This window comes from Bradyrhizobium sp. GW821-FHT12B03 (assembly GCF_058807535.1).
In genome coordinates this window covers 148,211-171,062 of record NZ_JBXAQU010000015.1, presented here as the reverse complement: position 1 = coordinate 171,062, position 22,852 = coordinate 148,211, and the positions used below count along the sequence as shown (strand labels likewise).

Sequence of the window (22,852 nt, the reverse complement as noted above, 5' to 3'; positions counted from 1 at the left end):
TCCGTCCGGCATCATTCCGGCGCCGGGCGGCTATCGCATGGATGTGCCGTTTCCGCTGTCGCGGCAGATGCGCGCGCAGTGCAGTGTTGGGAAGGCGCCATGACCAGCTTCCTGATCATCGACGATCATCCGCTGTTTCGCGAGGCGCTCGGCAATGCGGTGCGGCTGGCCCTGCCGGAGGCGCGGATCTTCGAAGCGATGTCGATCGGGGATGCCCTGCATATCCTGTCGGCCGGGCCGGGCATCGACCTCGCGCTGCTCGATCTGTCGCTGCCGGATGCGACCGGCTTCTCCGGCTTTCTGCGCTTGCGCGAGGCCTATCCGCGCCTGCCCGTCGCCATCGTGTCGAGCGAGGAGGACCAGCACGTCGTCCGCGAGGCGCTGGCACTGGGCGCCGCCGGCTATCTGCCCAAGTCGACGTCGAAGCGTGAGCTGGCGCAATCGATCGAGGGCGTGCTGAGCGGATCGGTGTCGGTGCCGAAGGATTTCGTGGCGACGCCGCAGCGGCGGCGGGCCGATGCCAGCAAGGCGCTCAAGGTCAAGCTGCGCGAGCTCACGCCGCAGCAGCTTCGCGTGCTCGACCTCTTGCGTCGCGGCTATCCGAACCGGCAGATCGCCCAGGAGCTCCAGCTCGCCGAATCCACGGTGAAGGCGCATATCACCGAGATCCTGCGCAAGCTCGGCCTGTTCAGCCGCAACAAGGCGATCATCGAGATCGGCGAGATGGACCTGCCCGATCCGCGCAGCCGGCCTTATGCGCGGGTCGATCGCGGCAGGCCGCAATGATGCGTGTCGTCCTTGACCTGGATCAAGCCGGCATGGCCCCGCTGAGCCATTCTCGACGTCTTCAATGCGACGCCGGACCCGGCGGCATCTTGGGCAAGGTCTTCAGCAAGGTCTTCAGAATGGCTCATACGTGATGCGATTTCTGATCGTCGAGGACCACCCGCTGTTTCGCGAGGCGCTCGAAGGCGCGCTTCAGATGGTGGCGCCCACGGCCGATATTCTTCAGGCGACATCGATCGATGGTGCGCTGGAGCAGGTCGCGGCGAGCGCCGGGCTCGACCTGATCCTGCTCGATCTGTCGATGCCGGGCACCACGGGTCTTTCGGGCATCATCCGCATCCGCAAGGCATTTCCCAGGATTCCCGTCGTCATCGTATCCGGGCATCAGGACCGGCAGATCATGTCCGCCGCGTTGTCGCTCGGCGTGTCCGGCTACATTCTCAAATCGTCGTCCAAGCAGGATCTGGCGCAGTCGATCGGCGAGGTGCTGCGCGGCGCGGTCTGCGTTCCCGCCGCCTATCGCGGGCTGGTCCGCCCGCAACGCGCGTCCGGCCCCGCGCAGGATCTCCTGAAGCGCCTGCACGAGCTGACGCCGCAGCAATTGCGCGTGCTCGAGATGCTCAAGCGCGGGCTGCAAAACAAGCAGATCGCCTATGAACTGAAGATCTCGGAGACCACCGTGAAGGTCCACGTCTCCGACATCCTGCGCAAGCTCAACGTGATCAGCCGCACCAAGGCGATCGTCGAAATGTCCAGGATCGACTTCGCGACGCTGGCAGCGGAGGGCTCCGCGGCCCGGCGCGAGCGGGCCCAGCCGGACCAGCAGTGAGGCGATTTGCTTCTGTTTTGCCCTCCAGATTGCGGGCGGATCGTTGCTGACTTAAAGTCTATGAAATCAATTCCTTAGTGAAGCGTAAGATATTACCGGTACTGTGCATGGGGTTGTTTTCGCCATTTTTGTTGCGAGCCCCTGCGCGCTCGCCCCGCCGTGAGCGGGACGCGGCGAAGACCTCCCGCGCGGGCTAGCTCAGCAGGAACGACAGCAGCGCCCGCATCTCGGCGGGCTTGATCGGCTTCTTCAGCACTTCGAGGCCGTGAAGGCTCGCTTCCTTCGCGGCCTTTTCGGAGTAGTCGGCCGTGATGATCATGGCCGGCGTGTCGAGCTTCAGATGCTGGCGGACGTCGGCGATGGCCGACAGGCCGCTCTCGCCGTGATCGAGGTGGAGATCGGCGATCACGGCATCGGGGGCGCCGCCGAGCTCGCTGAGGCGCAGCAGCGCATCCGCGGCCGAGCGCGTGGTCGCGACATCGCAGCCCCATCCTTCCAGCAGCGCGGCCATCGCCTCCGAGCCGTTCGGGTCGTTCTCGATCAGCAGGATCTTGGCGCCTTCGAGCCCGCTATAGTGCCGCTCGGTGAGCTTGACCTCGTGCACCTCGTCGCTGACCTCCACGAGATCGGCCGGCTCCAGCTCCAGGATGAAGGTCGATCCCCTGCCGACCTGCGACGACAGCCGCACCTCGTGCCCGAGCACGGTTGCGAAACGGCGGACGATGGAGAGGCCGAGCCCGAAGCCGGCCTGGCCGGTCGCGATTGCCTCGCCGCGCTGGAATTCGCGGAAGATGGCCTCCTGCTGCCCCTGCGCAATGCCGGGTCCGGTGTCGGAGACCTGGATGCAGATGTGGTCGCCCCTCAGCCGGCATCCCATCACGACGCCGCCGCGGCGGGTGTAGCGGATCGCATTGGCGAGCAGGTTCTGCAGGATCCGCCGCAGCATCATCGCATCCGATCGCACCGCGAGCGGCGAGGTGCGGATGCGCAGTGAAAGACCCTGCCGCGCCGCCACCGGCTCGAATTCGTTGCGGAGCTGTTCGAACAGGGGCGCCAGCGCGATCGCGTGCACGTCGGGCTTGAGCGCGCCGGCGTCGAGCTTTGCGATCTCCAGCAGCGAGCGCAGCAGGTCCTCCAGCATCAGCAGCGAGCGGTCGGCCTGGTCGATCAGCAGGCCCGCCTCCTGCGATTCCATCATCTCGGTCAGCGCCGACAGGGTCAGGCGCGCGGCGTTCAGCGGCTGCAACAAATCGTGGGTGACCGAGATCAGCACCGACGATTTCAGCGAGCTGGCGGCTTCGGCCTGCTGCTTGGCGCGGTAGAGCCCCTCATTGGCGCGCTCGACCGAATGCAGCGCCTCGCGCAGCTGGTGCGTCCGGTCGCGAACCTTGTGGTCGAGCGCAATGGCGGTTTCGAACAAGGAAAAAGCGTTGAGCTGCTGGTCCATCGAGCGTTCGACACGCGACATCAGCGCGGCATTGATCTTCTTCAGCTTCGCCGCCTCGCGCCGCAGCTGGTCGATCGCATCGGGGCCCTGCCACATGTCCGTCACGACGGGCGCCTTCCGATCGCGACGCCCGTGAAGGTCTGGTTCACATGCATGGAGCCGAACTGTTCGCCATAGGTGTGAAAGCCGACGACCCGGTTCTGCCGGTACAGTTCGGACATGTCGCGGGCGAGCTGATGCTGCTCGGCGTCGAGCCGGCGGAGCAGGCACTCGAAGCCGATATAGAGCGAGACCTCTCCGATCTGGTCGCGGATTTCGGCGAAGGTGTCGCACGTCGAGCCGACCAGGCTGCGCGAGGTCGCCGCTGTCAGCACCATGCCCTCGTCGATGGCGCAGAAGAAATGCAGCGAGCCGTCCGGCTCGACGCGCTGGATCGACCGCGCGTAATAGGCGCCGCCGACGCGCACCAGCACCGGGTGGGACGCGAAGGAGAACGGGTCGAGCTTGGCGTCGAGGATCCCGACCACGCGCGAATATTCCTGGGCCGCCGGCTCCGCGTTCAGCTCCCTGACCGTCCGATTTTCGATGTCGGCTTCGGTGACCACCATCTTCTGCGGGCTCGGCTCGAAATTGTCGCACTTGAAAACCCGGAACGGCAGCGAGGTGTTCAACAGGATCAGGAGGGCGGCATTGCTGTGTGCCTTGCCGTTGCAGAACACCCAGGTCTTCTCGAAGCGCATCCCGTCGCCTGCGGACCCGCCGACGACGGGAATGTCGTCGAGCGAGGCATAGATCGCGGACATCACCGCTTCTTCGCGGCGGCACAGGCCGTCGATCAACACCAGGCCGAAGGGATTGCCGCGATCGACTTGCGGGGTGACCCGCAACAGCTCGTGCCGGAGCTCGCCGCCGATCCTGCGGCCGTCCTCGACGCGAAAGCTGTCGAGGTTGAGAATGGGCCGTACCACCGCCGAAAAGTCGGCACGGCTGAACGCCAGCGCCACGACGCTGTTCTCATCCCAGCCGTCGGGAGCAAGTTCGCCCGCGGTCGTGCAACCGCAGACCTGCGTGTCGTCGAATTGCCGGGTGATCTCGGCGATGAAGTGATGGGGGTCGTAGCTGGGCGAGAGGAAGACCAGAATCAGCGCCAGCTCGTCGGACGGGAGCTGGGCGGCGAGCTCGGCCACGGCTTCATCGACGCCCGCAGCCTTCGATTTGGCAACGGCAACGCCAGACGCACCGCCAAACCGAAAATCGGTTTGCCCCACTCCGTTTCTCCCCTCGAGGACCAGCCTGGTCTGACGCCAAGTGCCTGATAAGTGCCTGACAAGTATACAAGGAATAAGGCGTTTTCCGGTTAGCCGCAACACGGCGCCGCTCGGCCCGGGAGGGCGCGCCCAAAGGCGCAGAAACTCTCTCCACCCGGGGTGCAGGCCGGATGGATTTACCACCCCTTGACGTTTCTGCCTTAATTTTCCGCACGGGTTCGGAAGGGGCTGCTTCCGGACCGCCTGATCGTTGCAAGAACATAGGGTGGGGGTGGGAATGTCCGGGCGTATCGCGTCGCCGTCTAAGCGCACCATAATTCCGACCCTCAGGTTCCGCGCCAAGATCATTCTGGGCTTTGCCGCAGTGCTGGTGATCTCCGCCGGCAGCATGGCTTTCGCCTATTTCGGCTTCGAGCGGGTGTCGTCGGGCGTCGGGTCCTACCGCACCAGCGTTTCGGAGGCCGACCTCGCCCGCAACATCGACCGCGAGCTGCTCGCCTATCGTTCGGCCGCCCGCTACTTCGTCGTCACCGGCAAGGAAGACGATGCCAAGGTGGCGCTGGATGCCGAGGCCAGCCTGAAGAACGCCATCGACCAGGCGGTCAAGGGTGCCAAGCGGCCGGCGCGGCAGGAGAGCCTCAACAAGCTCGCCAAGGAGTTCGCCAACTTCTCCGCGACGTTTGCCAAGATCCTGCAAGCCAAGCGCGACAGCGCGCTCCTGGTCCAGAACCAGCTTCAGCGCAACGCCAACCTCCTCAAGTACAAGCTCGACGACATCGGCAACAACGCCTCCGACTCCGAGGCGCAGGCGATCGAGTTCGGCACCAAGCAGGTCAACACCCAGTTCCAGACCGCGAGCGCCGCCGCGAGCAATTTCATCCTCAACTCCGACCAGGCGGTCGCGGCAAGCGCGCTGGCGCGATTGAAATTCGTCGAGAACTCGCTGGGCGCGGTCTATTCCATGGACGACAAGATCGTCGCCGGCCTGAAGGATGCCAAGGCGCTGCTCGCGGCCTATCGCGAGGCGTTGGAGAAGTTGATCGCCAACGCCAAGATGGTCGATGAGCTCGTGACCGAGATGACCGGCTCGGCCGGTGCAATCCTGCAAGGTGCCACCGCCATGAAGGCGGACCTCGTCGCCGAACAGCAGCGGCTGGATTCCGAATCGGAAGCGACCATCGGGCAGACCGAGCAACTGGTCCTCATGCTCGCCGTCGGCGGCACGCTGCTCGGCGCGGTCCTCGCCTTCCTGCTCGGCACCGGCATCTCGCGTCCGATGATCGCGATGTGCAAGGCGATGCGCGAGCTCGCCTCGGGCAATTTCGACGTCGTGCTGCCGGGTCTCGGCCGCAAGGACGAGATCGGCGAGATGGCCGGCGCGGTCGAGGAATTCAAGGTTCAGGCCGTCGCCAAGGCCGAGCGCGATGCCGCCGCCAGCGAAGCTCAGAACAAGGAACTGGCCACCGCACGCCGCTCCGAGCTGATCCGCTTCGCCGACGATTTCGAGAGCGCCGTCGGCGCCATCGTCTCCAACGTCTCGGCCTCGGCCGTGCAGCTCGAATCGGCCGCGTCCACGCTGACCCGGACCGCCGAGACCACGCAGAGCCTGTCGAGCCAGGTCGCCGGCGTCTCCGAGCAGGCCTCATCCAACATGCAGTCGGTCGCCACCGCGACGGAAGAGCTCTCGGCCTCGGTCGAGGAAATCGGCCGCCAGGTCCGCGATTCCAGCCGCATCGCGGAGGCCGCCGTGGTGCAGGCCAAGGAGACCGACAGCCGCATCGGCAAGCTCTCGCATGCCGCCCAGCAGATCGGCGAGGTCGTCAAGCTGATCACCGCGATCGCCGAGCAGACCAACCTTCTCGCTCTCAACGCGACCATCGAGGCGGCACGCGCCGGTGAAGCCGGCCGCGGCTTTGCCGTGGTCGCCAGCGAAGTGAAGTCGCTGGCCAGCCAGACCGCCAAGGCCACCGACGAGATCTCCTCGCACATCACGGGCATGCAGGGCGCCACCGCCGAATCGGTTGCCGCGATCAAGGAGATCGGGGCCACCATCGGCCAGATCTCGTCGATCTCGACCTCGATCGCCAGCGCCGTCGAGCAGCAGGGCGCCGCGACCCAGGAGATCGCGCGCAGCGTCCAGACGGTGGCCCAGGGCACCCAGACCGCCGCCACCGACATCGGCGAGGTCAACCGCGGCGCCGCCGAGACCGGCTCGGCATCGGAAGAGGTGTTGAATTCGGCCAAGACGCTGTCGAGCGAAAGCACCCGTCTCCGTGCCGAGCTCGATCGCTTCATGGGGAATATCCGGGCGGCGTAAGGCTCGCCGTCTCATCTTCCGCCGTTGCGTCCCTCTCCACTGTCGTCCCGGCGAAGGCCGGGATCCATACCCCCAGGGAGAAGTTGCAACGCCAGGCTGGTAACTCCGATCTATCGCCAAACCCAATCCTGTGGTTATGGGTCCCGGCCTTCGCCGGGACGACGGCGGAGCGGGCAGACCTCCCGCGTCACCGAACCGCAAGTTGCGATGCCACAAATTTACCGCGGCTTATCCTTTGCCAATTACCGTGCATACGAGTCAGGAAGCGGGCTGCTTCCGGGCTGCGCCTGGTTTTCCGCGAATGGAATGGGGTGGGGGAATGTCCGTCAAGTCCAAGCCGAACACATCGAAACTGCCAACTTTGCGCTTTCGCGCAAAAATCATCCTCGGCTTCGTGGCGGTGCTAGCCATCCTCGCCGTCAGCATGGCTTTCGCCTATTTCGGGTTCGAGCGGATCGCAGGCGCCGTGGCGTCCTACCGCTCCAGTGTCGCCGAAGCGGATCTCGCGCGGACGGTCGACCGCGAGCTGATCGCCTACCAGGGGCTGGCGCGAGCCTACACCCTGACCGGCGCAGTGGATGACGAGACCGCGGCCAAGGCGGCCGAGGAGAATCTGAAGGGCGCAATCGCCAAGTCCATGGCGGCCACGACCGGCGCTGCGCGCCGCGAGCAGGTCGGCAAGCTCGAGGCCGAATTCCAGCGCTTCACCAAGGTGTTCAGCGAGATCATCATCCTGACGCGCGAGAACAACAAGATCGCCGCCGATGAGCTCAACAGTGTCGGCAACAAGATCCGCTTCAAGTTCGACGACCTCGCCGATACAGCGGCGCTCGCCGGGCTCGCCTCGGTCCAGACCACGGCCAAGGACATCACTTCGCAATATCTGGCGGTCTCCACCTCGGTCAGCGCTTTCGTGGCCAAGCCCGAGCCAAAGGCTGCCGATGGCGTAATCGCCCGCATCAAGTTCCTGGAGACCCTGCTGGTCTCGATCTATGCCAACGACCAGAAGATCACCGACCGCGTCACCGAGATCGGTAACCTGCTGAAGCAGTACCGCACCTCCTTTGCCAAGCTGACCGAGAACGTGAAAGTCATCGTCAAGTCGAACGGCGAGATGACCAAGACGGCCGCCACCATTCTCAAGCTCTCGGGCGAGCTGCGCTCGGATCTGACCGCCGATCAGCAGCGCATCGAAGCCAGCGCCAATGCCACCATCGGCGAAACCGAACAGCTGATGCTGATGATGGCGCTGGGCGGCCTTGCCGTCGGCGCCGTGCTGGCCCTGATGCTCGGCAACGGCATCTCGCGTCCGATGATCGCGATGTGCAAGGCGATGCGCGAGCTCGCCTCGGGCAATTTCGACGTCGTGCTGCCGGGTCTCGGCCGCAAGGACGAGATCGGCGAGATGGCCGGCGCGGTCGAGGAATTCAAGGTTCAGGCCGTCGCCAAGGCCGAGCGCGATGCCGCCGCCAGCGAAGCTCAGAACAAGGAACTGGCCACCGCACGCCGCTCCGAGCTGATCCGCTTCGCCGACGATTTCGAGAGCGCCGTCGGCGCCATCGTCTCCAACGTCTCGGCCTCGGCCGTGCAGCTCGAATCGGCCGCGTCCACGCTGACCCGGACCGCCGAGACCACGCAGAGCCTGTCGAGCCAGGTCGCCGGCGTCTCCGAGCAGGCCTCATCCAACATGCAGTCGGTCGCCACCGCGACGGAAGAGCTCTCGGCCTCGGTCGAGGAAATCGGCCGCCAGGTCCGCGATTCCAGCCGCATCGCGGAGGCCGCCGTGGTGCAGGCCAAGGAGACCGACAGCCGCATCGGCAAGCTCTCGCATGCCGCCCAGCAGATCGGCGAGGTCGTCAAGCTGATCACCGCGATCGCCGAGCAGACCAACCTTCTCGCTCTCAACGCGACCATCGAGGCGGCACGCGCCGGTGAAGCCGGCCGCGGCTTTGCCGTGGTCGCCAGCGAAGTGAAGTCGCTGGCCAGCCAGACCGCCAAGGCCACCGACGAGATCTCCTCGCACATCACGGGCATGCAGGGCGCCACCGCCGAATCGGTTGCCGCGATCAAGGAGATCGGGGCCACCATCGGCCAGATCTCGTCGATCTCGACCTCGATCGCCAGCGCCGTCGAGCAGCAGGGCGCCGCGACCCAGGAGATCGCGCGCAGCGTCCAGACGGTGGCCCAGGGCACCCAGACCGCCGCCACCGACATCGGCGAGGTCAACCGCGGCGCCGCCGAGACCGGCTCGGCCTCGGAGGAGGTGCTGAACTCGGCCAAGACGCTGTCATCCGAAAGCACCCGTCTCCGCGCCGAGCTCGATCGCTTCATGGGGAATATCCGGGCGGCGTAAGACTCGCCGTCTCATCCTCCGCCGTTGCGTCCCTCTCCACTGTCGTCCCGGCGAAGGCCGGGACCCATTACCTCCGGGGGGACTCGTGATGCGAGCTCGCAACTCCGAATCTTCGTCAAACCACGCCCTGTGGTAATGGGCCCTGGATCGGCGCTCCGGACCTGACAGCGCTTTGCGCTGCCACGCGCTCCGTTTGTCCGGGACGACGACCGACTAGAGAACGCGAGGCCTTACTCCTTCCCGAACGACCGCTTCAGCTCCACCTTCGCGCGCTCCAGACGCGCGCGCTGGGTTTTCGGGAGGGTCTTGCCGGCGCGGTTGATGTAGAACGTCAGCATCGACAGCGCCGAACGGTAGGCGCCGGTCTTGCGGCGCGAACTGTGCTCGGCCGAGCGCTTCAGCGAGGCTGCGATCTTCTTCGGACCCGTGAGCGTGAAAACGCCGCGCTTGAGATCGAGCGCGTCGCTTTCCTTCGTCACACGTTGCGACCAGCGCTTCGGCGTCGCACGTTTCGCGCTCTTGCGCACGCTGGTCTTCGTGCGTCCGGCAGTTTTGCGAGAATGTGTCGTCTTTCTGACATGAGCCATGCGTCAACTCCTTGCGGCTCCTTCGGAAACGGACGGTGCCGGAGGCTGTTCCTCTGGGAACCTGGCGTTGCCGCAGACGTTGTCGCAGGTGGCAGGCGGAATGCCGCACCCCGATGATCGGTTCGCCCCCGGCCACATCATGTGCACCGGGGTCGCTTCCATTGGTCAGACCCGACAACGCGATGGAATTGCAGCAAAGCCCAGCGCTGAATTATGGACCTGCCGTCTCGGCGGTCGCGACCGATCGCATCATCGAGACCAGCATTCCCTCACGTCTCGACGCGTTGCCGTGGAGCGGTTTTCACACCCGCGTCGTGCTGGCGCTCGGCATCACCTGGATTCTCGACGGGCTCGAGGTGACCCTCGCCGGTGCGCTTTCCGGCGCATTGAAACAGAGTCCCAGGCTGCACTTCTCCAATCTCGATCTCGGCATTGCCAATTCCGCCTACCTCGCCGGCGCGGTGCTCGGCGCGCTCGGCTTCGGCTGGCTGACCGACCGCATCGGTCGCAAGAAACTGTTCTTCATCACGCTCGCGCTCTATCTCTCTGCGACCGCCGCAACCGCACTGTCGTGGGATATCGCGAGCTATGCGCTGTTTCGCTTTCTCACCGGCGCCGGCATCGGCGGCGAATATACCGCGATCAATTCGACCATCCAGGAACTGGTGCCGGCGCGCTATCGGGGCTGGACCGATCTCGTCATCAACGGCAGCTTCTGGATCGGCGCGGCGATGGGCGCGGTGGCGGCCATCGTGCTGCTCGATCCCCATGTGATCGGCCCCGATCTCGGCTGGCGCCTCGCCTATCTCATCGGCGCGGCCATCGGCCTCGTCGTGCTGTTGATGCGGATGTGGATCCCGGAAAGTCCGCGCTGGCTGATGATCCACGGGCGGCCCGATCAGGCCCATGCCATCGTCGACGAGATCGAGCGCTCGGTGATCGGACACGGCCAGGATGCGAGCGACGGGCGCTTCACCAGGATCCGGCTGAAGATGCGCGATCACACGCCGATCCCGGAGGTCGTGCACACGCTGTTCTCGGTCTATCGCCAGCGCGCGCTGGTGGGCCTCGTGCTGATGAGCGCGCAGGCGTTCTTCTACAACGCCATCTTCTTCACCTTCGCGCTGGTGTTGACCGACTTCTACGGCATCAGCGCCGATCATGTCGGTTGGTACCTGCTCCCCTTCGCCGCCGGCAACTTCCTCGGCCCGCTGCTGCTCGGTCGCCTGTTCGATACGCTCGGACGGCGTACCATGATCATGTTCACCTATGGCGCGTCGGGCCTGCTGCTGGCGCTGTCGGGCTACCTGTTCTCGATCGGCGCACTCAGTGCGCAAGGACAGACCATCGCCTGGATGGTGATCTTCTTCTTTGCTTCGCCGGCCGCGAGTGCGGCCTATCTCACCGTCAGCGAGACTTTCCCTCTGGAGGTCCGCGCGCTGGCGATTGCGGTGTTCTACGCGGTCGGCACCGGCATCGGCGGCGTCGCCGGCCCCGCGCTGTTCGGCGTGCTGATCGATACCGGCTCTCGCGCCAGCGTGTTCGCCGGCTATTTGCTGGGGGCATTCCTCATGATCGCGGCCGCGATCGTGGCGTGGCGCTACGCCATATCCGCGGAACGCAAATCGCTCGAACAAGTCGCGCGGCCGCTGGCCTTTATGGAGTAGACTATGAAATCGGAACTTGCGGAAATGACATTGGACCAGAAGCGCATCATGCCCGTTGACGACGACGCGCCCGAAACGGTGCCGGTGCCGCATGCCCTCGTGCCGCATCTCGACGAGACCGCGATCCTGCTCGACATCGACGGCACGCTGCTCGACCTGATGCCGACGCCGCGCGAGGTGTGGGTGCCGCCGGGCCTGTCGGGGACGCTCAACCGGCTGGTGGAGCGCACGTCCGGGGCGCTGGCGCTGGTCAGCGGCCGTTCGCTCAACGACATCGACCTGATCTTCGCGCCGGACGTGCATCGCGCCGTCGCAGGTCATGGCGCAGAGATGCGGCTGTCGGTGGACAATGAAGCGGATGCCGTGCACGCGCCGCCGCTGGACAAGGAGTTGAAGCGGCGGCTCGCGGCGATCGCCAAGCTCAGCCCTGGCATCCTGCTCGAGGACAAGGGCTATTCGCTCGCGCTGCACTACCGCCTCGCGCCGCATGCTGAGAAGGCGATCTACGAATCCGTTTCGCTGATCCGCGCCGATCTGCCCAACGCGCCGATCGAGGTGCTGCCCGGAAAGTTCGTCTGCGAGATCAAGCATTCCGGCTTCACCAAGGCGAGCGGCGTGCGCGAATTGATGAAGCACGAGCCGTTCAGGGGACGCCGCCCGCTGTTCATCGGCGACGACGTCACCGATGAAACCGTGTTCGCGATCATGCCCGACATGAACGGGCTCGCTTTCTCGGTTGGCCGCCGCGCCATGGGCGTGAATGGTCACTTCGATGCGCCGAGCGACGTGCGCGCGTTCCTCGCGCGCCTGCTCGATGATCGAAGGTAAAAGCAAGGCAGACCACGTCACAGACACAATGCGTGTTCGTACGGTTCCATTGTGCGCGGCGGTCGATACGGCGCGACGGGACCACAAAATCTGTTTTTGCAGCGAAATTGCCGGGTTCCGCAATGGAAACCAGCTTCAACGCGCGCGCCCGATTTTGGTTTCAATTGGTTGAAACGATGATCAGGAACCATATTGATGAACATCAGTTAAACAGGGTGGAATGAACAGGAGGGGACGACCTGTGAACTTAGTCGTCGTTTCAAATCGCGTCGCGCGCGGCAAACCCAACGAGCCCATGACGGGTGGCTTGGCTGCGGCATTGCTTCCCGTCGTGGAGCATTCGGGTGCCATCTGGGTGGGGTCCTCAGGCCGCGTGCGTGACGGCCATCAGAAGGAACCGTTCGCCGAGATCGAGGCGCTTGGATCGGGCGCGATTGCAACGCTGGATCTGCCGGCGGCGCATTACGGCGGCTATTACGAAGGTTTCGCCAATTCGGCGCTGTGGCCGGCGCTGCATTCGCGCAGCGATCTGATCCGCGTCTCGCGCGACGACTATGTCAGCTATCGCGAAGTCAACGCGTTCATGGCGCGCGCCCTCATGCGTTTCCGCAAACCGCAGACCGCGTTCTGGGTGCAGGACTATCATTTCCTCGCGCTCGGTGCTGAGCTGCGCGATCTCGGCGTCGACGATCCGATCGGTTTCTTCCTGCACACGCCGTGGCCGGTGGCCGCGGTGATGCAGGGCGTGCCCAATCATAGCGAGCTGATCACGGCAATGCTGGCCTACGATCTCCTCGGCTTCCAGACCGACGAAGATTGTCAGAACTTCCTCGGCTATGCCGGCGGCGAGCTCGGTCTCACCATCGAGGATGGGGTCGTCAGCTCGCAGCACGGCCGCACGCGCTGTGAAGTCTTCCCCATCGGCATCGATGCGGAGAAGTTTGCGCAGTATGCCGCCAAGTCTGTTTCGCATCCCGACGTGTCGCGGTTGCGCCGCAGCCTCAACGGCGAGCGGCTCGCGATCGGCGTCGACCGGCTCGACTATTCCAAGGGGCTCGTCAACCGCATCAGCGCGTTCGACCGGCTCTGGACCGAGCAGCCGCAGTTCTTGCGCGGCATCTCGCTGCTCCAGATCGCCAATCCCTCGCGCGGCGCGATCGAGGCCTATGGCAATCTCCAGAACGAAGTTGCGCGCCTCGTCACCGACGTCAACGGCCGCCACGGCGAAGTTGACTGGACGCCGATCCGCTATCTCAACAAGGGCTTCAGCCAGGCCGTGCTCGCGGGCCTCTATCGTACCGCGCAGGTCGGCGTGGTGACGCCGCTGCATGACGGCATGAATCTCGTCGCCAAGGAATATGTCGCCGCGCAAAACCCGGCTGATCCCGGCGTGCTGGTACTGTCGAAATTTGCAGGCGCGGCCAACGAGCTCGACACGGCGCTGCTGGTCAATCCGCACGACGTCGACGGCATGGCCCGTGCGATCGCGGTCGCCGCGGCGATGCCGCTCCCCGAGCGCAAGATGCGCTGGGACGCGATGATGCAGAAGCTGCGCGGCCACACCATCCAGCAATGGTCCGCCGATTTCGTCGCCGAGCTCGAAAAGTGCCGGGTCGAGAAGGCCGCCGTCGCACCACTCGCAGCACAGCCTCCGCAGGCGCTGCGCTGGCTCAAGTCGGCGATCTCAGGCGTAAGGCTGATTTAGCGCGACACTCCTCCCGCTCCCCTTGCGGGAGAGGGAAGGGCGCGCCTCAATAGCAATACGAAACCCCATCCAGAATTGCGCACTGCCGCTTGTTTGGTGCATTCGGATCGTCCATCGGCACCATGCCTTTGCCCTGGCCGACGAACACGCCGGGCCCGACATGAATCGAGCTCTTGTTGCCGATGATCACGCTCGGGTGCGGCGAGGCGCTCGAGCGCGTCCCGTCCGGCCAGATGATCGCATCGCCCGAAAGCACCCCGCGCCGCCCGTCGTCGCAGCTGACGTCGACCCCTTGGCGGGTGCAGACCTGGGCCAGGGCCGGCCCGGCAAAGGCGGAGCCAAGGGCGGAAATCAGGCCGAGCGTCGCGATGGTCTTGCGGATGGTCATGGCGTCCCCACGCGTGTTGGATGATCTCAAGTGAATCGTCGCGCCAAACCCTGCTCTGGTTCAGCCCGCGAGCGGTTCCCAAGCCTTCGCGGACGCCAGATATTCCCTTTCAGATACAATATCTTACGGAAAATTCACCCGATTTCCCCGCGATCCCTTGCAAAATCGCCGGCGCCCCTTCAAGAGAGGGCGCTCCGGAGAGATGGCCGAGTGGCTTAAGGCGCACGCTTGGAAAGCGTGTGTGCGGGAAACCGTACCGTGGGTTCGAATCCCACTCTCTCCGCCAGCCCACGATTTTCCACGCTGGACTACGATTTTCTACGATTTCGTTCGCTTGCCGGTAGCGGTTGGCGCACAGGTTGCGAAATGAGCAACGATCGGCTCGTTCGCTTCTCGTACGACACGCTTATTTGCGGGTAGAACCGTCGTCAACGGTCGCCGGGCAGTATGTGCGCAGCAAACGGACAAGTGGGGCCGGGCGTCGCAGCCTCAGGGATGTCCCGACACCGAGTTGGTTGAAATCTCTCGATCACTCGTCAATCGAGCCTCCAGCGCCACCGATACCGCCCGCACCATGGCGCAGAATGACGGCGGGCTTTTTGTCGGCGCCGGCTTTCGGAATAGGCAACTCACCAGCGATGGTGACTGACTGGCCGTCGCGGCGTCCAGGCATGCCAGCTGAGCATTGGTTGACCCAGTGATCGTTGCAAGAATGGCAGCCGCCGGCGGGAGTTCATTGTTGGTCTCGGAGGCGCAGCGGCGCGGCCGCTCAAATCGGGAATGGACTTAAGAAAAGGCCAGTGAAGCGGCATTGAGGAGAGCCTTGTCAGGCTCAGCTTTGTTGAGGCTACCCCCAGCAATACGTTGTTGCGGGCGCTACGACAACGACGGAGAGTCTGGCGGCAGCGTGTTTGATCCGCTCGGCGCTCAACGGAGAAATCTTCTTTGGCCCGCACTCTCTATGACAAGATCTGGAACGACCACGTCGTGCGAGGAGGTGGACGGTACGTGTCTGCTCTATGTCGACTGTCACCTCGTGGACGACGTGCGCCAATGGCCTCCCGCGCGGCTGACAAGCGCCCGATTTTTCGCACGGTTACGAATTTCAGTAGAACGACGTATGGCGATCGTCACGGCACGTTGGCGCGGTGGGCGATGGACGCTGCAGCGGAGTTGATTGGTGCCGCTCGCGTTTATCTCCCTGCGACGCCCGCTCTCGGGATGAGGCCACTAAAGGCAGGGTGAACAGGCAATGTCGCCTTTAACAACGATTGTCGGATACTGCCACTGCGCTGAGGCTCCATGAGAATCGCAGAAATCGACGTTCAACTCCTCACGGCGCCGAATGAGGGACCGGCGTATTGGGTCAGCAATTTCATTGTTCCCCGCGCGAACGAATTGCTGGTCCGCATCCGGACCGTAAGCGGGATCGAGGGATTTGGCCTGGCGACCAGCTTCACGTCGACAGAGCCGATTGTTCAGGCATTCAAGTCAGGCATCGGCGACCTTATCGTAGGCGAAGATGCGTCTTCACCCGAAAAGATGTACGAAAAGCTCTTCAGCCTTACCTCGCAGCGCGTCGCCTTCGAAAAGGGTTGGGGGCGCGATACACTTATTCGAATTCTTTCCGCCGTCGATATCGCCTGCTGGGATGCGATCGGAAGAATCGCAAAGCTGCCGCTCTACAAATTATTCGGCGGCTATCGCGACACTGTGCGGTGTTACGTTACATGCGCCTACTATCGCGATGGCAAGACGATTTCCGAGATCAAGGACGAAGCGCTTGAACTGAAGTCAAAGGGAAACCGCGCCTTCAAGGCCAAGTTCGGTGGCTTGCCGCTGAAGGACGACATGAAACGCATGGAGGCATTGCGTGAGGTCATCGGCGCTGATCTCGACCTGATGATCGACGTCAACCGGGCGTGGTCCTTGAAGGAAGCAATCGAGGGAGCGCGAGCGCTGGAATCTCTGAATATCCGTTGGCTTGAGGAGCCGGTCCGGTGGGCCGACGATCACCGCGAACTCCGTCTGCTTGCCAGACAGACCAGTATCCCGTTGTCAGCAGGTGAAAGCGAATTGACGGTTTTTCGCTGCCGCGACCTGATCGAGGATCATTCGATCCAGATCTTGCAAGCCGACAGCACGATGTCAGGCGGATACACTGCTCTAAGAAAACTCGGTGCCCTCTGCGAGCTAAATCATGTTCATCTCGCGCCTCACCATGACTGCTTCCTGCACGCGCCCCTGGTGGCATCCTCGCCCGCCGGTCTCATCCTTGAATCATTTGATGCGGATCGGGACCCGCTTCAGGCCGAGCTGTTTGAAAATCCCCCCGAAATGGCTGACGGACTGCTCAAATTGAATCAGGAGCCTGGTATCGGAGTTACGTTGTCAGAGGCGGCGCTTAAAAAATATGGGCGGAAGATTCTGTAACGGTCTCTGACGGTCAGGTGAACACGATCACCGCAGCGTCCGCTCAATTCGCCGGAGAGAATCGAACATTGCATCGGTTCATCGCCGGGGATTTCGCGAGGGGAACACATGGCCGGCAAGCTCAAGCCTCTCGACATTGAACGCGAAACTCGGCCCGGCAAATATCTGATGGCGACGGTCTCTACCTCGTCGTTGCAAGCGCCACATCGAAGAACTGGAGCTACCGGTACTGGAAAGACGGCAAGCCGCGTTGGCTCGGCCTAGGCTCCGTCAAGGAAGTGTCGCTAACGTGACAACGCCGATGGGACTCAGGATGTGCGCCCAGTGGTGCGGTGAAAACGTTCTCCGTCATCCACGTGAGCCTCGAACTGGAGTAGCTCCAGCAAGCGGCGGACCTTGATGCCCTGCGGAGCGGACAGAATCTGGCGAACCTGCATGAGGCGTTCTGCGGGAACGATGCCGGCCGTGCACTGGTCAAACTTTGCTTGCCGCTCCAATGCGGAAAACGGGTTCAACAGGGATCCCTTGGCATGCTGTAGTGATCGCGCCAGGCGCCGGCCGTCCTTTAAGGTCACGATCGTAGTGTGCGGTAACAGATTCTTCGCAGTTTCCGTGCCGCTTTCGGCCCTCGGATCCAGCCGCATCTCGACGATTTGCATGCGGCGCCGGGTTTCCGCATCGCGCACCGCTTGCGGGGTGAAGTCGGCGAGTCCCACGGTGCCATAGCGAAGCATGGTTGCAATGGCGTACTGCATCGAGAACATGGCTTCCCGCGAATCCCGGGGCTCTGAATGCATGAGGTTCACCATATTGACCCGCCCTACCAGCGTTTCGACGCGTGCGACCTCATCAGCATCGAAGCGGTGCTCTGCCGCAAGAGATTGCAACGCATCGAGGCATCGATGCGTTGACGCGCAGTTCGGGTATAGCTTGAATGAAAGCCCGTGGCTCTCGATGGCCAAGGGTTCGTCCTGGACGTTTGCCACGGTGGACCAGTCAGCCATCGTGTGGCCGGCATAGAGTGCGCCAAAGCCGTGCGGGCCTTCCAGCGCCACTTCACTGCCTCTTACTCCCGCCGCCGCCAATGAGGCCGCGAGGACGCCACCCTGCGCGGCCAGCCCAGCATGCATCGGCTTGGCGTCAGTGCCGAACTGGACCTTGGGGCCCGCGGCCATCGAAACCGCCAGGCTCAGCGCGTGCGTCATCTTGTCGGTGTCCAGGCCCCGGAGCCTTGCGCACGCTGCGGCTGCGGCGATTACGCCGATGGTTTGCGTGCCGTGCCAGCCTTTTTCGAAATGCGGCCTGTTCATGGCCACGCCAATCCGGGCCATCACTTCGCTGCCGACAACCAGCGAATCCAGCACCTGGTCCAGCGAGGCGTCCATCGCGCAAGCCTGCGCCAGGATCGCCGGAATGACGGCGCAGCCAAAATGGCCTCCCGCAACCAAGAACATTTCGTCGAGCTCTCTCGCATGCGCCGCTGTTCCATTCGCCAGTGCACTCAATGGCGCGCACAGTCCCTTGGTGCTGCCAATGACGGGAATAGATCCTGCACCGGACTCCAGCCCCTGCTGCACGGACGCCGAAACGCGATCTCCTGCGCCCGCCACCATCGCTGCGATGGTGTCTTCCAGGGAATGCTCGGCGATCCGGAGCGTCGATGGTGCCCATCGCGCTGGTACCGTGGCCGCCCAATGCGAGAGGGTTTTCGTGGCCTGTTGTTTCGCGCTCATGTTTTCTCCTTGAATCGTCTGTGGCTACCTGACTTGGGGACCGCAACTCTTGTCGTGGAAACAGCCGGGAGCTGTCATGAATGTATCTTCCCGAGTCTGTCGGCCAGGGCCCGGCCCGCCATGCCCAGCCGGAAAGGCCGCCGCGCCGGCCGAACCCATGAGGGCTCAGAGCGCCGGCGTCGTTCCCTCGCCCAAATCCCAGTACAGTCCCGCCATCATCGTCAGGCCCTCGCGCGCGATAGAAACTGGCAGATGCTCGTCGGGCGCATGTTGCGAGCAGCCAGGATAGGAATGCGGCACCCAGATCGTGCGCAGGCCGAGAATCTCCGAGAAGATATCGTTGGGCAGTGAGCCGCCGAGATTGGGCAGCAGGGCCGGTTTCTTGTTGGTGGATCGGGCGATCGAAGCCACCGCCCAATGTACCCAGGCGTCTTCGGGATCGAGGCGGGTGGCGTTGAAGATCTCCTTCCGCGCGACGATCTCGACCATGGGGAAGTCATGGCGCGTCAGGTGGCGGCGCAGGGCCGGGATCGCCTCCTGCGGGTCGACGCCGACGACGAAGCGCAACTGGCAACGCGCCCAGGCGCTCGGTGGCACGGCGCTGACCGGCGTTTCCGGCTCGCCCGACTTCATCGCCAGCACGTCGAACGAGCACCAGCCGAAGACCTGTTCGGCCGGCGACAGACCGGGTTCGCCCCAATCCGGATCGATCGTCGGGCCGTCAGGCCCGCCATCGACCTCGCAATCGGCCAGCGCCCTGCGCACGGGCTCGGGCAGTTCCTTCGGCACCCATTCATGGATGCGGATCCGGCCGGTCGACGACGCGATCGAGGCGATGGCGTGGGCCAGCTGGATCGCGGGATCGGAGAGGATGCCGCCCCAATTGCCGGAATGATGGCCGCCCTCGCGGGCGGTGATGGTCAGGTCGAAGATGACGCCGCCGCGCGATCCGAGGAAGACAGTCGGGCGTTCGGCATTGAGGCGCGGGCCGTCCGACGCGATCAGCACATCCGACTTGAACAGCTCCTTCTGCTCGGTGCAGAGTTCGCGCAGGCCGGGCGATCCGCACTCTTCGCCCATCTCGATCAGGTATTTGGCGTTGAAACCAAGTTTTCCGCGCGTCTCCAGCACGGCGCGCAGCGCATTGAGGTTGATGACGTGCTGGCCCTTGTTGTCGACGACGCCGCGGCCATACCAGCGGTCGCCGCGCTCGGTCAGAGTCCAAGGTGACAATCCCGCGCTCCATCTCTCGTCGAGGCCGCGAATGACGTCGCCATGGCCGTAGCCGAAGATCGTCGGCAGACTCGGATCCTCCAGGCGCTCGGCGAAGAGGAACGGCCCCTTGGCGCGGGGATGGGTCAGAATCCGGCAGGTGAAGCCGAGCTTCTTCAGGAGCGGGCGCATCTCGGTCTCGAGGTATGCGGCAAGCACCGGCGCGCGCTCGGGGTTCTGGCTCTCGGTCGGCATCGCGACGAGCCGTGTCAGGTCACTCTTGAAGGCGCCCGAGTCGAAATAGTCTTGCGCATGCGCGATGGCTCGGACGCGGGTCATGATGATCTCCTTTGGGTATTCGAGGTCGACAACTCTCTGTCCTCAGGATGAGGCTGAGAGAAGCATCTCAAGCCGCGACCGTTGGGGTTGCCGTCCGTGGCTCATACAAATGGCATGCAACGAGCCCGCTCTCGTCCTGGCGCAAAGGCGGTGTCACGGTCGCGCAATGCGGCATCCTCAAGGGGCAGCGCGGATGGAAGGGGCAGCCCGGCGGCGGGTCCAGCGGATCGGGGAAGGCGAGGCCGAGGCCGGTGTCGGGGATGCCAGCGCCCGGCTCCGGCGTCAGCACCGAGGCGAGCAGCGCCCTGGTGTAGGGGTGGCGCGGGGCCCTGAAGAGGGTCGCGGCCCCTGTCAGCTCGACGATGCGCCCGAGATACATGACGGCGACGCGGGTCGCGATGTGCTCCACGACCACGAGATTGTGGCTGATGAAGACATAGGTGAGCCCGAGCTCGCGGCGCAGATCGCCGAGCAGATTCAGGATCTGCGACTGGACGGAGACGTCGAGCGCCGAGGTCGGCTCGTCGCAGATCACCACGTCGGGGTTCAGGATCAGGGCGCGGGCAATGGCGACGCGCTGGCGCTGGCCACCAGAAAGTTCGCGTGGGTAGCGGTCGGCGAAGCGTTTGGGCAGGCCGACCTTGTCGAGGATGTCGAGCGCGCGCTTACGGCGTTCGGCGCTGCTGCCGATGCCCTGGACGGCGAGCGGCAGGGCGACGATCGAGGCGACGGTCCGGCGCGGGTTGAGCGAGGAATAAGGATCCTGGAAGACTGGCTGGACGCGCCTTGCCATGCCGAGCCGGCCGAGCCTGCGGACATCCTCGCCACCGAACGCGATCGCGCCCGCGCTGGGCGGCAGCAGGCCAAGCAGCATGCGCGCGAGGGTGGACTTGCCGCAGCCGGATTCGCCGACGATGCAGAGGACCTCGCCTTTGGCGATCGAGAGCGAGACGCCGTTGACCGCATGCAAAGTGCGCCTGCCCTTGAACAGGCCCTGGCTGACCGAGAAGGAGCGGGTCAGGTCGTGGGCTTCCAGCAGGGCGGCGGGCGAAGATGGTGAGCTCATGCCGCGTCCTCCCGGATGCAGCGCCAGCTATGGCCATCGGCCCTGCGGCGAACCGGCGGCTCCTGCGCGCAGGCGGCCTCGGCATATTTGCAGCGGTCACGGAAGCTGCAGCCCCTGATCTCGCCGATAAGCGAGGGCACGACGCCGGGAATGACGCCGAGCGTTCCGCCGGGCTCGGTCCGGCCCGGAACCGGAATGCAGTCGATCAGCCCTTGCGTATAGGGATGGCGGGGGTGCCGGAAGATTGCCTCGGTCGGCCCCTCCTCGACGATCTGGCCGGCATACATCACGCCGACCCAGTCGGCGATGCGCGCGACGATGCCGAGATCATGGGTGATCAGCACCATGGCGATGCCGAACTCGGCCTGGAGATCGGCTAGCAGGCGCAGGATCTGCGCCTGGATGGTAACGTCGAGCGCCGTCGTCGGTTCGTCCGCGATTAGCAGCTCGGGATCGCACATCAGCGCCATCGCGATCATCACGCGCTGGCGCAGTCCGCCCGAGAGCTGGTGAGGATATTGCCCCAGGCGCTGCGCGGCGTTGGCGATGCCGACCTTGCCGAGCAGGTAGATGGCGCGCTTGCGGGCTTCCATCGCACTCGCCCTTCGGTGCAGGCGGTAGGCCTCGGTCATCTGGTCGCCGATGGTGTAGGCAGGGTTCAGCGCCGTCATCGGTTCCTGGAAGATCATCGCCATGCGGTCGCCGCGCAGGCGGTTGATGCGCTTGGCCCCGGCCCTGGCGAGCTCCTCGCCGGTGAAGGCGAGCTTGCGCGCGCTGCGCCTGGCCGCTTGCGGCAGCAGATCCATGATGGCGAGCGAGGTCATCGACTTGCCGCACCCGGATTCGCCGACGAGGCAGAGCGTCTTGCCGCGCTCGACCTTGAAGGACAGGTCACGCACGGCATGGAGCGGCCCGCGTGGTGTCGCGATGTCGACGCTGAGGCCGTCGACCTCGAGGATGACGGTGCTTTCCGATGCTTGCATCAGCTGCGCCCCTCTGGCGAGATCACGTCGCGCAAGCCGTCGCCGGCGAGATTGATCGCGAAGATCAGCAGCGCCAGCGCCGAACCGGGAAGGGCGATTTGCCAGAATGAGAAGAACATGTAGGCCTTGGCCTCCGAAATCATCAGGCCCCAGGAGGGCAGGGGTGGCTGCACGCCCAAGCCAAGGAAGGAAAGGGCGGCCTCGAGCAGGATCGCGCTCGCGGCTTCCAGCGTGGCGACGACGATGAGGTGAGGAGCGATGTTGGGCACCACTTCGCCCAGGATGATGCGCGTCGTCGAGGCGCCGGCGGCCTGGGCCGCGGCGACATAGTCGAGCGAGCGCACCTGCTGGGTCGCGCTGCGCATCACCACGGCGAAACGGTCCCATTTCAGCAGGCCGAGCACGAGGATGACAATCCAGAGTGAGGAGCCGATGATGGCGACGACGGCGAGCGCGACCAGGATCACCGGCATGGACAGCCGCGTCGTCACGAGAAAGGTCATCGCCATGTCGATGCGCCCGCCGAAATAGCCGGCGAGCACGCCCATGGTCGTGCCGACCACGCCGGAGATGATGACGACGCAGATGCCGATCAGCAGCGAGATCCGGGCGCCGTAGATCAGGCGGGAGAGGTAGTCGCGGCCGAGCGGGTCGGTGCCGAGCGGATGGATCCAGCCGCCCTTGGCGTACCAGAAGGGCGGGACGTTGCGGACGGTCAAATCCTGCCCATAGGGATCGTGCGGCGCGAGCAGCGGGGCCAGCAGCGCGATCGCGATGAACAGCGCGAGCAGGCCGAAGCCTAGGGTGAAGGCTTTCTGGCCGAGGAACCGGCGCAGCAGCTTGCGGCCTTCCGAGAGCTCGGGCACATCCGCGACGGAGAGAATGGCCGCTCCTGTTTCGGGGGGGTGCAT

The 22,852-nt window shown here is 64.5% G+C and carries 18 protein-coding genes and 1 tRNA gene; 10 read left to right on the top strand and 9 right to left on the bottom strand.

The genetic code is table 11. The annotated features are described in order from the left end of the window. The first annotated feature begins 99 nt into the window (after window positions 1–99). Window positions 100–786: a response regulator transcription factor gene (locus AC1RUR_RS26185; protein ID WP_492849326.1), complete on the top strand. Its 687-nt coding sequence runs from the start codon at window positions 100–102 to the stop codon at window positions 784–786. Between the two features lie 133 nt (window positions 787–919). After that, window positions 920–1,615: a response regulator gene (locus tag AC1RUR_RS26180; protein WP_492849392.1), complete on the top strand. Its 696-nt coding sequence runs from the start codon at window positions 920–922 to the stop codon at window positions 1,613–1,615. A 193-nt stretch (window positions 1,616–1,808) separates the two neighbouring features. Here the strand turns inward: AC1RUR_RS26180 and AC1RUR_RS26175 are convergent, their stop codons facing one another. Beyond that, the gene (locus AC1RUR_RS26175; RefSeq protein WP_492849390.1) at window positions 1,809–3,158 is read right to left on the bottom strand and encodes a hybrid sensor histidine kinase/response regulator; all 1,350 of its coding nucleotides are present in this window, start codon (window positions 3,156–3,158) and stop codon (window positions 1,809–1,811) included. A 5-nt stretch (window positions 3,159–3,163) separates the two neighbouring features. After that, entirely contained in the window at window positions 3,164–4,330 is a 1,167-nt protein-coding gene (locus tag AC1RUR_RS26170; RefSeq protein WP_492849324.1) for an FIST N-terminal domain-containing protein, read from the bottom strand. Between the two features lie 277 nt (window positions 4,331–4,607). Between AC1RUR_RS26170 and AC1RUR_RS26165 the strand changes: the two genes are divergently transcribed. Together AC1RUR_RS26165 and AC1RUR_RS26160 are read left to right on the top strand one after the other, a co-directional pair. Beyond that, entirely contained in the window at window positions 4,608–6,647 is a 2,040-nt protein-coding gene (locus tag AC1RUR_RS26165) for a methyl-accepting chemotaxis protein (RefSeq protein ID WP_492849322.1), read from the top strand. Window positions 6,648–6,966: 319 nt separating this feature from the next. After that, entirely contained in the window at window positions 6,967–9,000 is a 2,034-nt protein-coding gene (locus AC1RUR_RS26160) for a methyl-accepting chemotaxis protein (protein ID WP_492849320.1), read from the top strand. 230 nt (window positions 9,001–9,230) lie between these two features. Here the strand turns inward: AC1RUR_RS26160 and AC1RUR_RS26155 are convergent, their stop codons facing one another. Beyond that, window positions 9,231–9,587 carry a DUF3175 domain-containing protein gene (locus AC1RUR_RS26155; protein WP_492849318.1) on the bottom strand — a complete coding sequence of 119 codons (357 nt, stop codon included), beginning with the start codon at window positions 9,585–9,587 and terminating at the stop codon, window positions 9,231–9,233. Window positions 9,588–9,769: 182 nt separating this feature from the next. Here AC1RUR_RS26155 and AC1RUR_RS26150 point away from each other — a divergent pair, with 182 nt between their 5' ends. The 3 genes from AC1RUR_RS26150 to AC1RUR_RS26140 all read left to right on the top strand — a co-directional run bounded on the left by AC1RUR_RS26150 (window position 9,770) and on the right by AC1RUR_RS26140 (window position 13,787). Further along, window positions 9,770–11,254: an MFS transporter gene (locus AC1RUR_RS26150; RefSeq protein ID WP_492849316.1), complete on the top strand. Its 1,485-nt coding sequence runs from the start codon at window positions 9,770–9,772 to the stop codon at window positions 11,252–11,254. Window positions 11,255–11,257: 3 nt separating this feature from the next. Beyond that, complete coding sequence (gene otsB, locus AC1RUR_RS26145; protein ID WP_492849314.1) at window positions 11,258–12,082, top strand: trehalose-phosphatase; 825 nt, start codon at window positions 11,258–11,260, stop codon at window positions 12,080–12,082. A gap of 241 nt (window positions 12,083–12,323) precedes the next feature. Next, the gene (locus AC1RUR_RS26140) at window positions 12,324–13,787 is read left to right on the top strand and encodes a trehalose-6-phosphate synthase (RefSeq protein ID WP_492849312.1); all 1,464 of its coding nucleotides are present in this window, start codon (window positions 12,324–12,326) and stop codon (window positions 13,785–13,787) included. Window positions 13,788–13,833: 46 nt separating this feature from the next. On the opposite strand, the gene AC1RUR_RS26135 is transcribed toward AC1RUR_RS26140, so the two are convergent. Continuing rightward, complete coding sequence (locus AC1RUR_RS26135; RefSeq protein WP_492849310.1) at window positions 13,834–14,175, bottom strand: hypothetical protein; 342 nt, start codon at window positions 14,173–14,175, stop codon at window positions 13,834–13,836. 196 nt (window positions 14,176–14,371) lie between these two features. On the opposite strand from AC1RUR_RS26135, the gene AC1RUR_RS26130 reads away from it, so the two are divergent. From AC1RUR_RS26130 to AC1RUR_RS26120, 3 genes are all read left to right on the top strand, one after another. Then, window positions 14,372–14,461, top strand: a tRNA-Ser gene (locus AC1RUR_RS26130). A 1,016-nt stretch (window positions 14,462–15,477) separates the two neighbouring features. After that, window positions 15,478–16,608 (top strand): mandelate racemase/muconate lactonizing enzyme family protein, encoded by a 1,131-nt coding sequence (locus tag AC1RUR_RS26125; RefSeq protein ID WP_492849308.1) that lies wholly within the window; start codon window positions 15,478–15,480, stop codon window positions 16,606–16,608. Between the two features lie 161 nt (window positions 16,609–16,769). Further along, window positions 16,770–16,901 (top strand): Arm DNA-binding domain-containing protein, encoded by a 132-nt coding sequence (locus AC1RUR_RS26120; RefSeq protein WP_492849388.1) that lies wholly within the window; start codon window positions 16,770–16,772, stop codon window positions 16,899–16,901. 15 nt (window positions 16,902–16,916) lie between these two features. Here AC1RUR_RS26120 and AC1RUR_RS26115 read toward each other — a convergent pair whose 3' ends face one another. From AC1RUR_RS26115 to AC1RUR_RS26095, 5 genes are all read right to left on the bottom strand, one after another. Next, entirely contained in the window at window positions 16,917–18,341 is a 1,425-nt protein-coding gene (locus tag AC1RUR_RS26115; RefSeq protein ID WP_492849306.1) for an MmgE/PrpD family protein, read from the bottom strand. Window positions 18,342–18,506: 165 nt separating this feature from the next. After that, window positions 18,507–19,892, bottom strand: coding sequence for a M20 family metallopeptidase (locus tag AC1RUR_RS26110; RefSeq protein ID WP_492849304.1), 1,386 nt, complete (start codon window positions 19,890–19,892; stop codon window positions 18,507–18,509). Between the two features lie 67 nt (window positions 19,893–19,959). Then, on the bottom strand, window positions 19,960–20,958 hold the full coding sequence (locus tag AC1RUR_RS26105; RefSeq protein WP_492849302.1) for an ABC transporter ATP-binding protein: 999 nt from the start codon (window positions 20,956–20,958) through the stop codon (window positions 19,960–19,962). Continuing rightward, complete coding sequence (locus AC1RUR_RS26100; RefSeq protein ID WP_492849300.1) at window positions 20,955–21,941, bottom strand: ABC transporter ATP-binding protein; 987 nt, start codon at window positions 21,939–21,941, stop codon at window positions 20,955–20,957. The genes AC1RUR_RS26105 and AC1RUR_RS26100 overlap by 4 nt, the downstream gene beginning before the upstream one ends. Continuing rightward, window positions 21,941–22,852 (bottom strand): ABC transporter permease, encoded by a 912-nt coding sequence (locus AC1RUR_RS26095; RefSeq protein ID WP_492849298.1) that lies wholly within the window; start codon window positions 22,850–22,852, stop codon window positions 21,941–21,943. Before AC1RUR_RS26095 ends, AC1RUR_RS26100 begins: the two co-directional genes overlap by 1 nt.

Coding starts and splice junctions, on each gene's coding strand:
- AC1RUR_RS26125 (WP_492849308.1), top strand. CDS start 15,478: ATGAGAATCGCAGAAATCGACGTTCAACTCCTCACGGCGCCGAATGAG.
- otsB (WP_492849314.1), top strand. CDS start 11,258: ATGAAATCGGAACTTGCGGAAATGACATTGGACCAGAAGCGCATCATG.
- AC1RUR_RS26185 (WP_492849326.1), top strand. CDS start 100: ATGACCAGCTTCCTGATCATCGACGATCATCCGCTGTTTCGCGAGGCG.
- AC1RUR_RS26100 (WP_492849300.1), bottom strand. CDS start 21,941: ATGCAAGCATCGGAAAGCACCGTCATCCTCGAGGTCGACGGCCTCAGC.
- AC1RUR_RS26165 (WP_492849322.1), top strand. CDS start 4,608: ATGTCCGGGCGTATCGCGTCGCCGTCTAAGCGCACCATAATTCCGACC.
- AC1RUR_RS26105 (WP_492849302.1), bottom strand. CDS start 20,958: ATGAGCTCACCATCTTCGCCCGCCGCCCTGCTGGAAGCCCACGACCTG.
- AC1RUR_RS26115 (WP_492849306.1), bottom strand. CDS start 18,341: ATGAGCGCGAAACAACAGGCCACGAAAACCCTCTCGCATTGGGCGGCC.
- AC1RUR_RS26110 (WP_492849304.1), bottom strand. CDS start 19,892: ATGACCCGCGTCCGAGCCATCGCGCATGCGCAAGACTATTTCGACTCG.
- AC1RUR_RS26095 (WP_492849298.1), bottom strand. CDS start 22,852: ATGCACCCCCCCGAAACAGGAGCGGCCATTCTCTCCGTCGCGGATGTG.
- AC1RUR_RS26155 (WP_492849318.1), bottom strand. CDS start 9,587: ATGGCTCATGTCAGAAAGACGACACATTCTCGCAAAACTGCCGGACGC.
- AC1RUR_RS26135 (WP_492849310.1), bottom strand. CDS start 14,175: ATGACCATCCGCAAGACCATCGCGACGCTCGGCCTGATTTCCGCCCTT.
- AC1RUR_RS26150 (WP_492849316.1), top strand. CDS start 9,770: ATGGAATTGCAGCAAAGCCCAGCGCTGAATTATGGACCTGCCGTCTCG.
- AC1RUR_RS26175 (WP_492849390.1), bottom strand. CDS start 3,158: ATGTGGCAGGGCCCCGATGCGATCGACCAGCTGCGGCGCGAGGCGGCG.
- AC1RUR_RS26180 (WP_492849392.1), top strand. CDS start 920: ATGCGATTTCTGATCGTCGAGGACCACCCGCTGTTTCGCGAGGCGCTC.
- AC1RUR_RS26160 (WP_492849320.1), top strand. CDS start 6,967: ATGTCCGTCAAGTCCAAGCCGAACACATCGAAACTGCCAACTTTGCGC.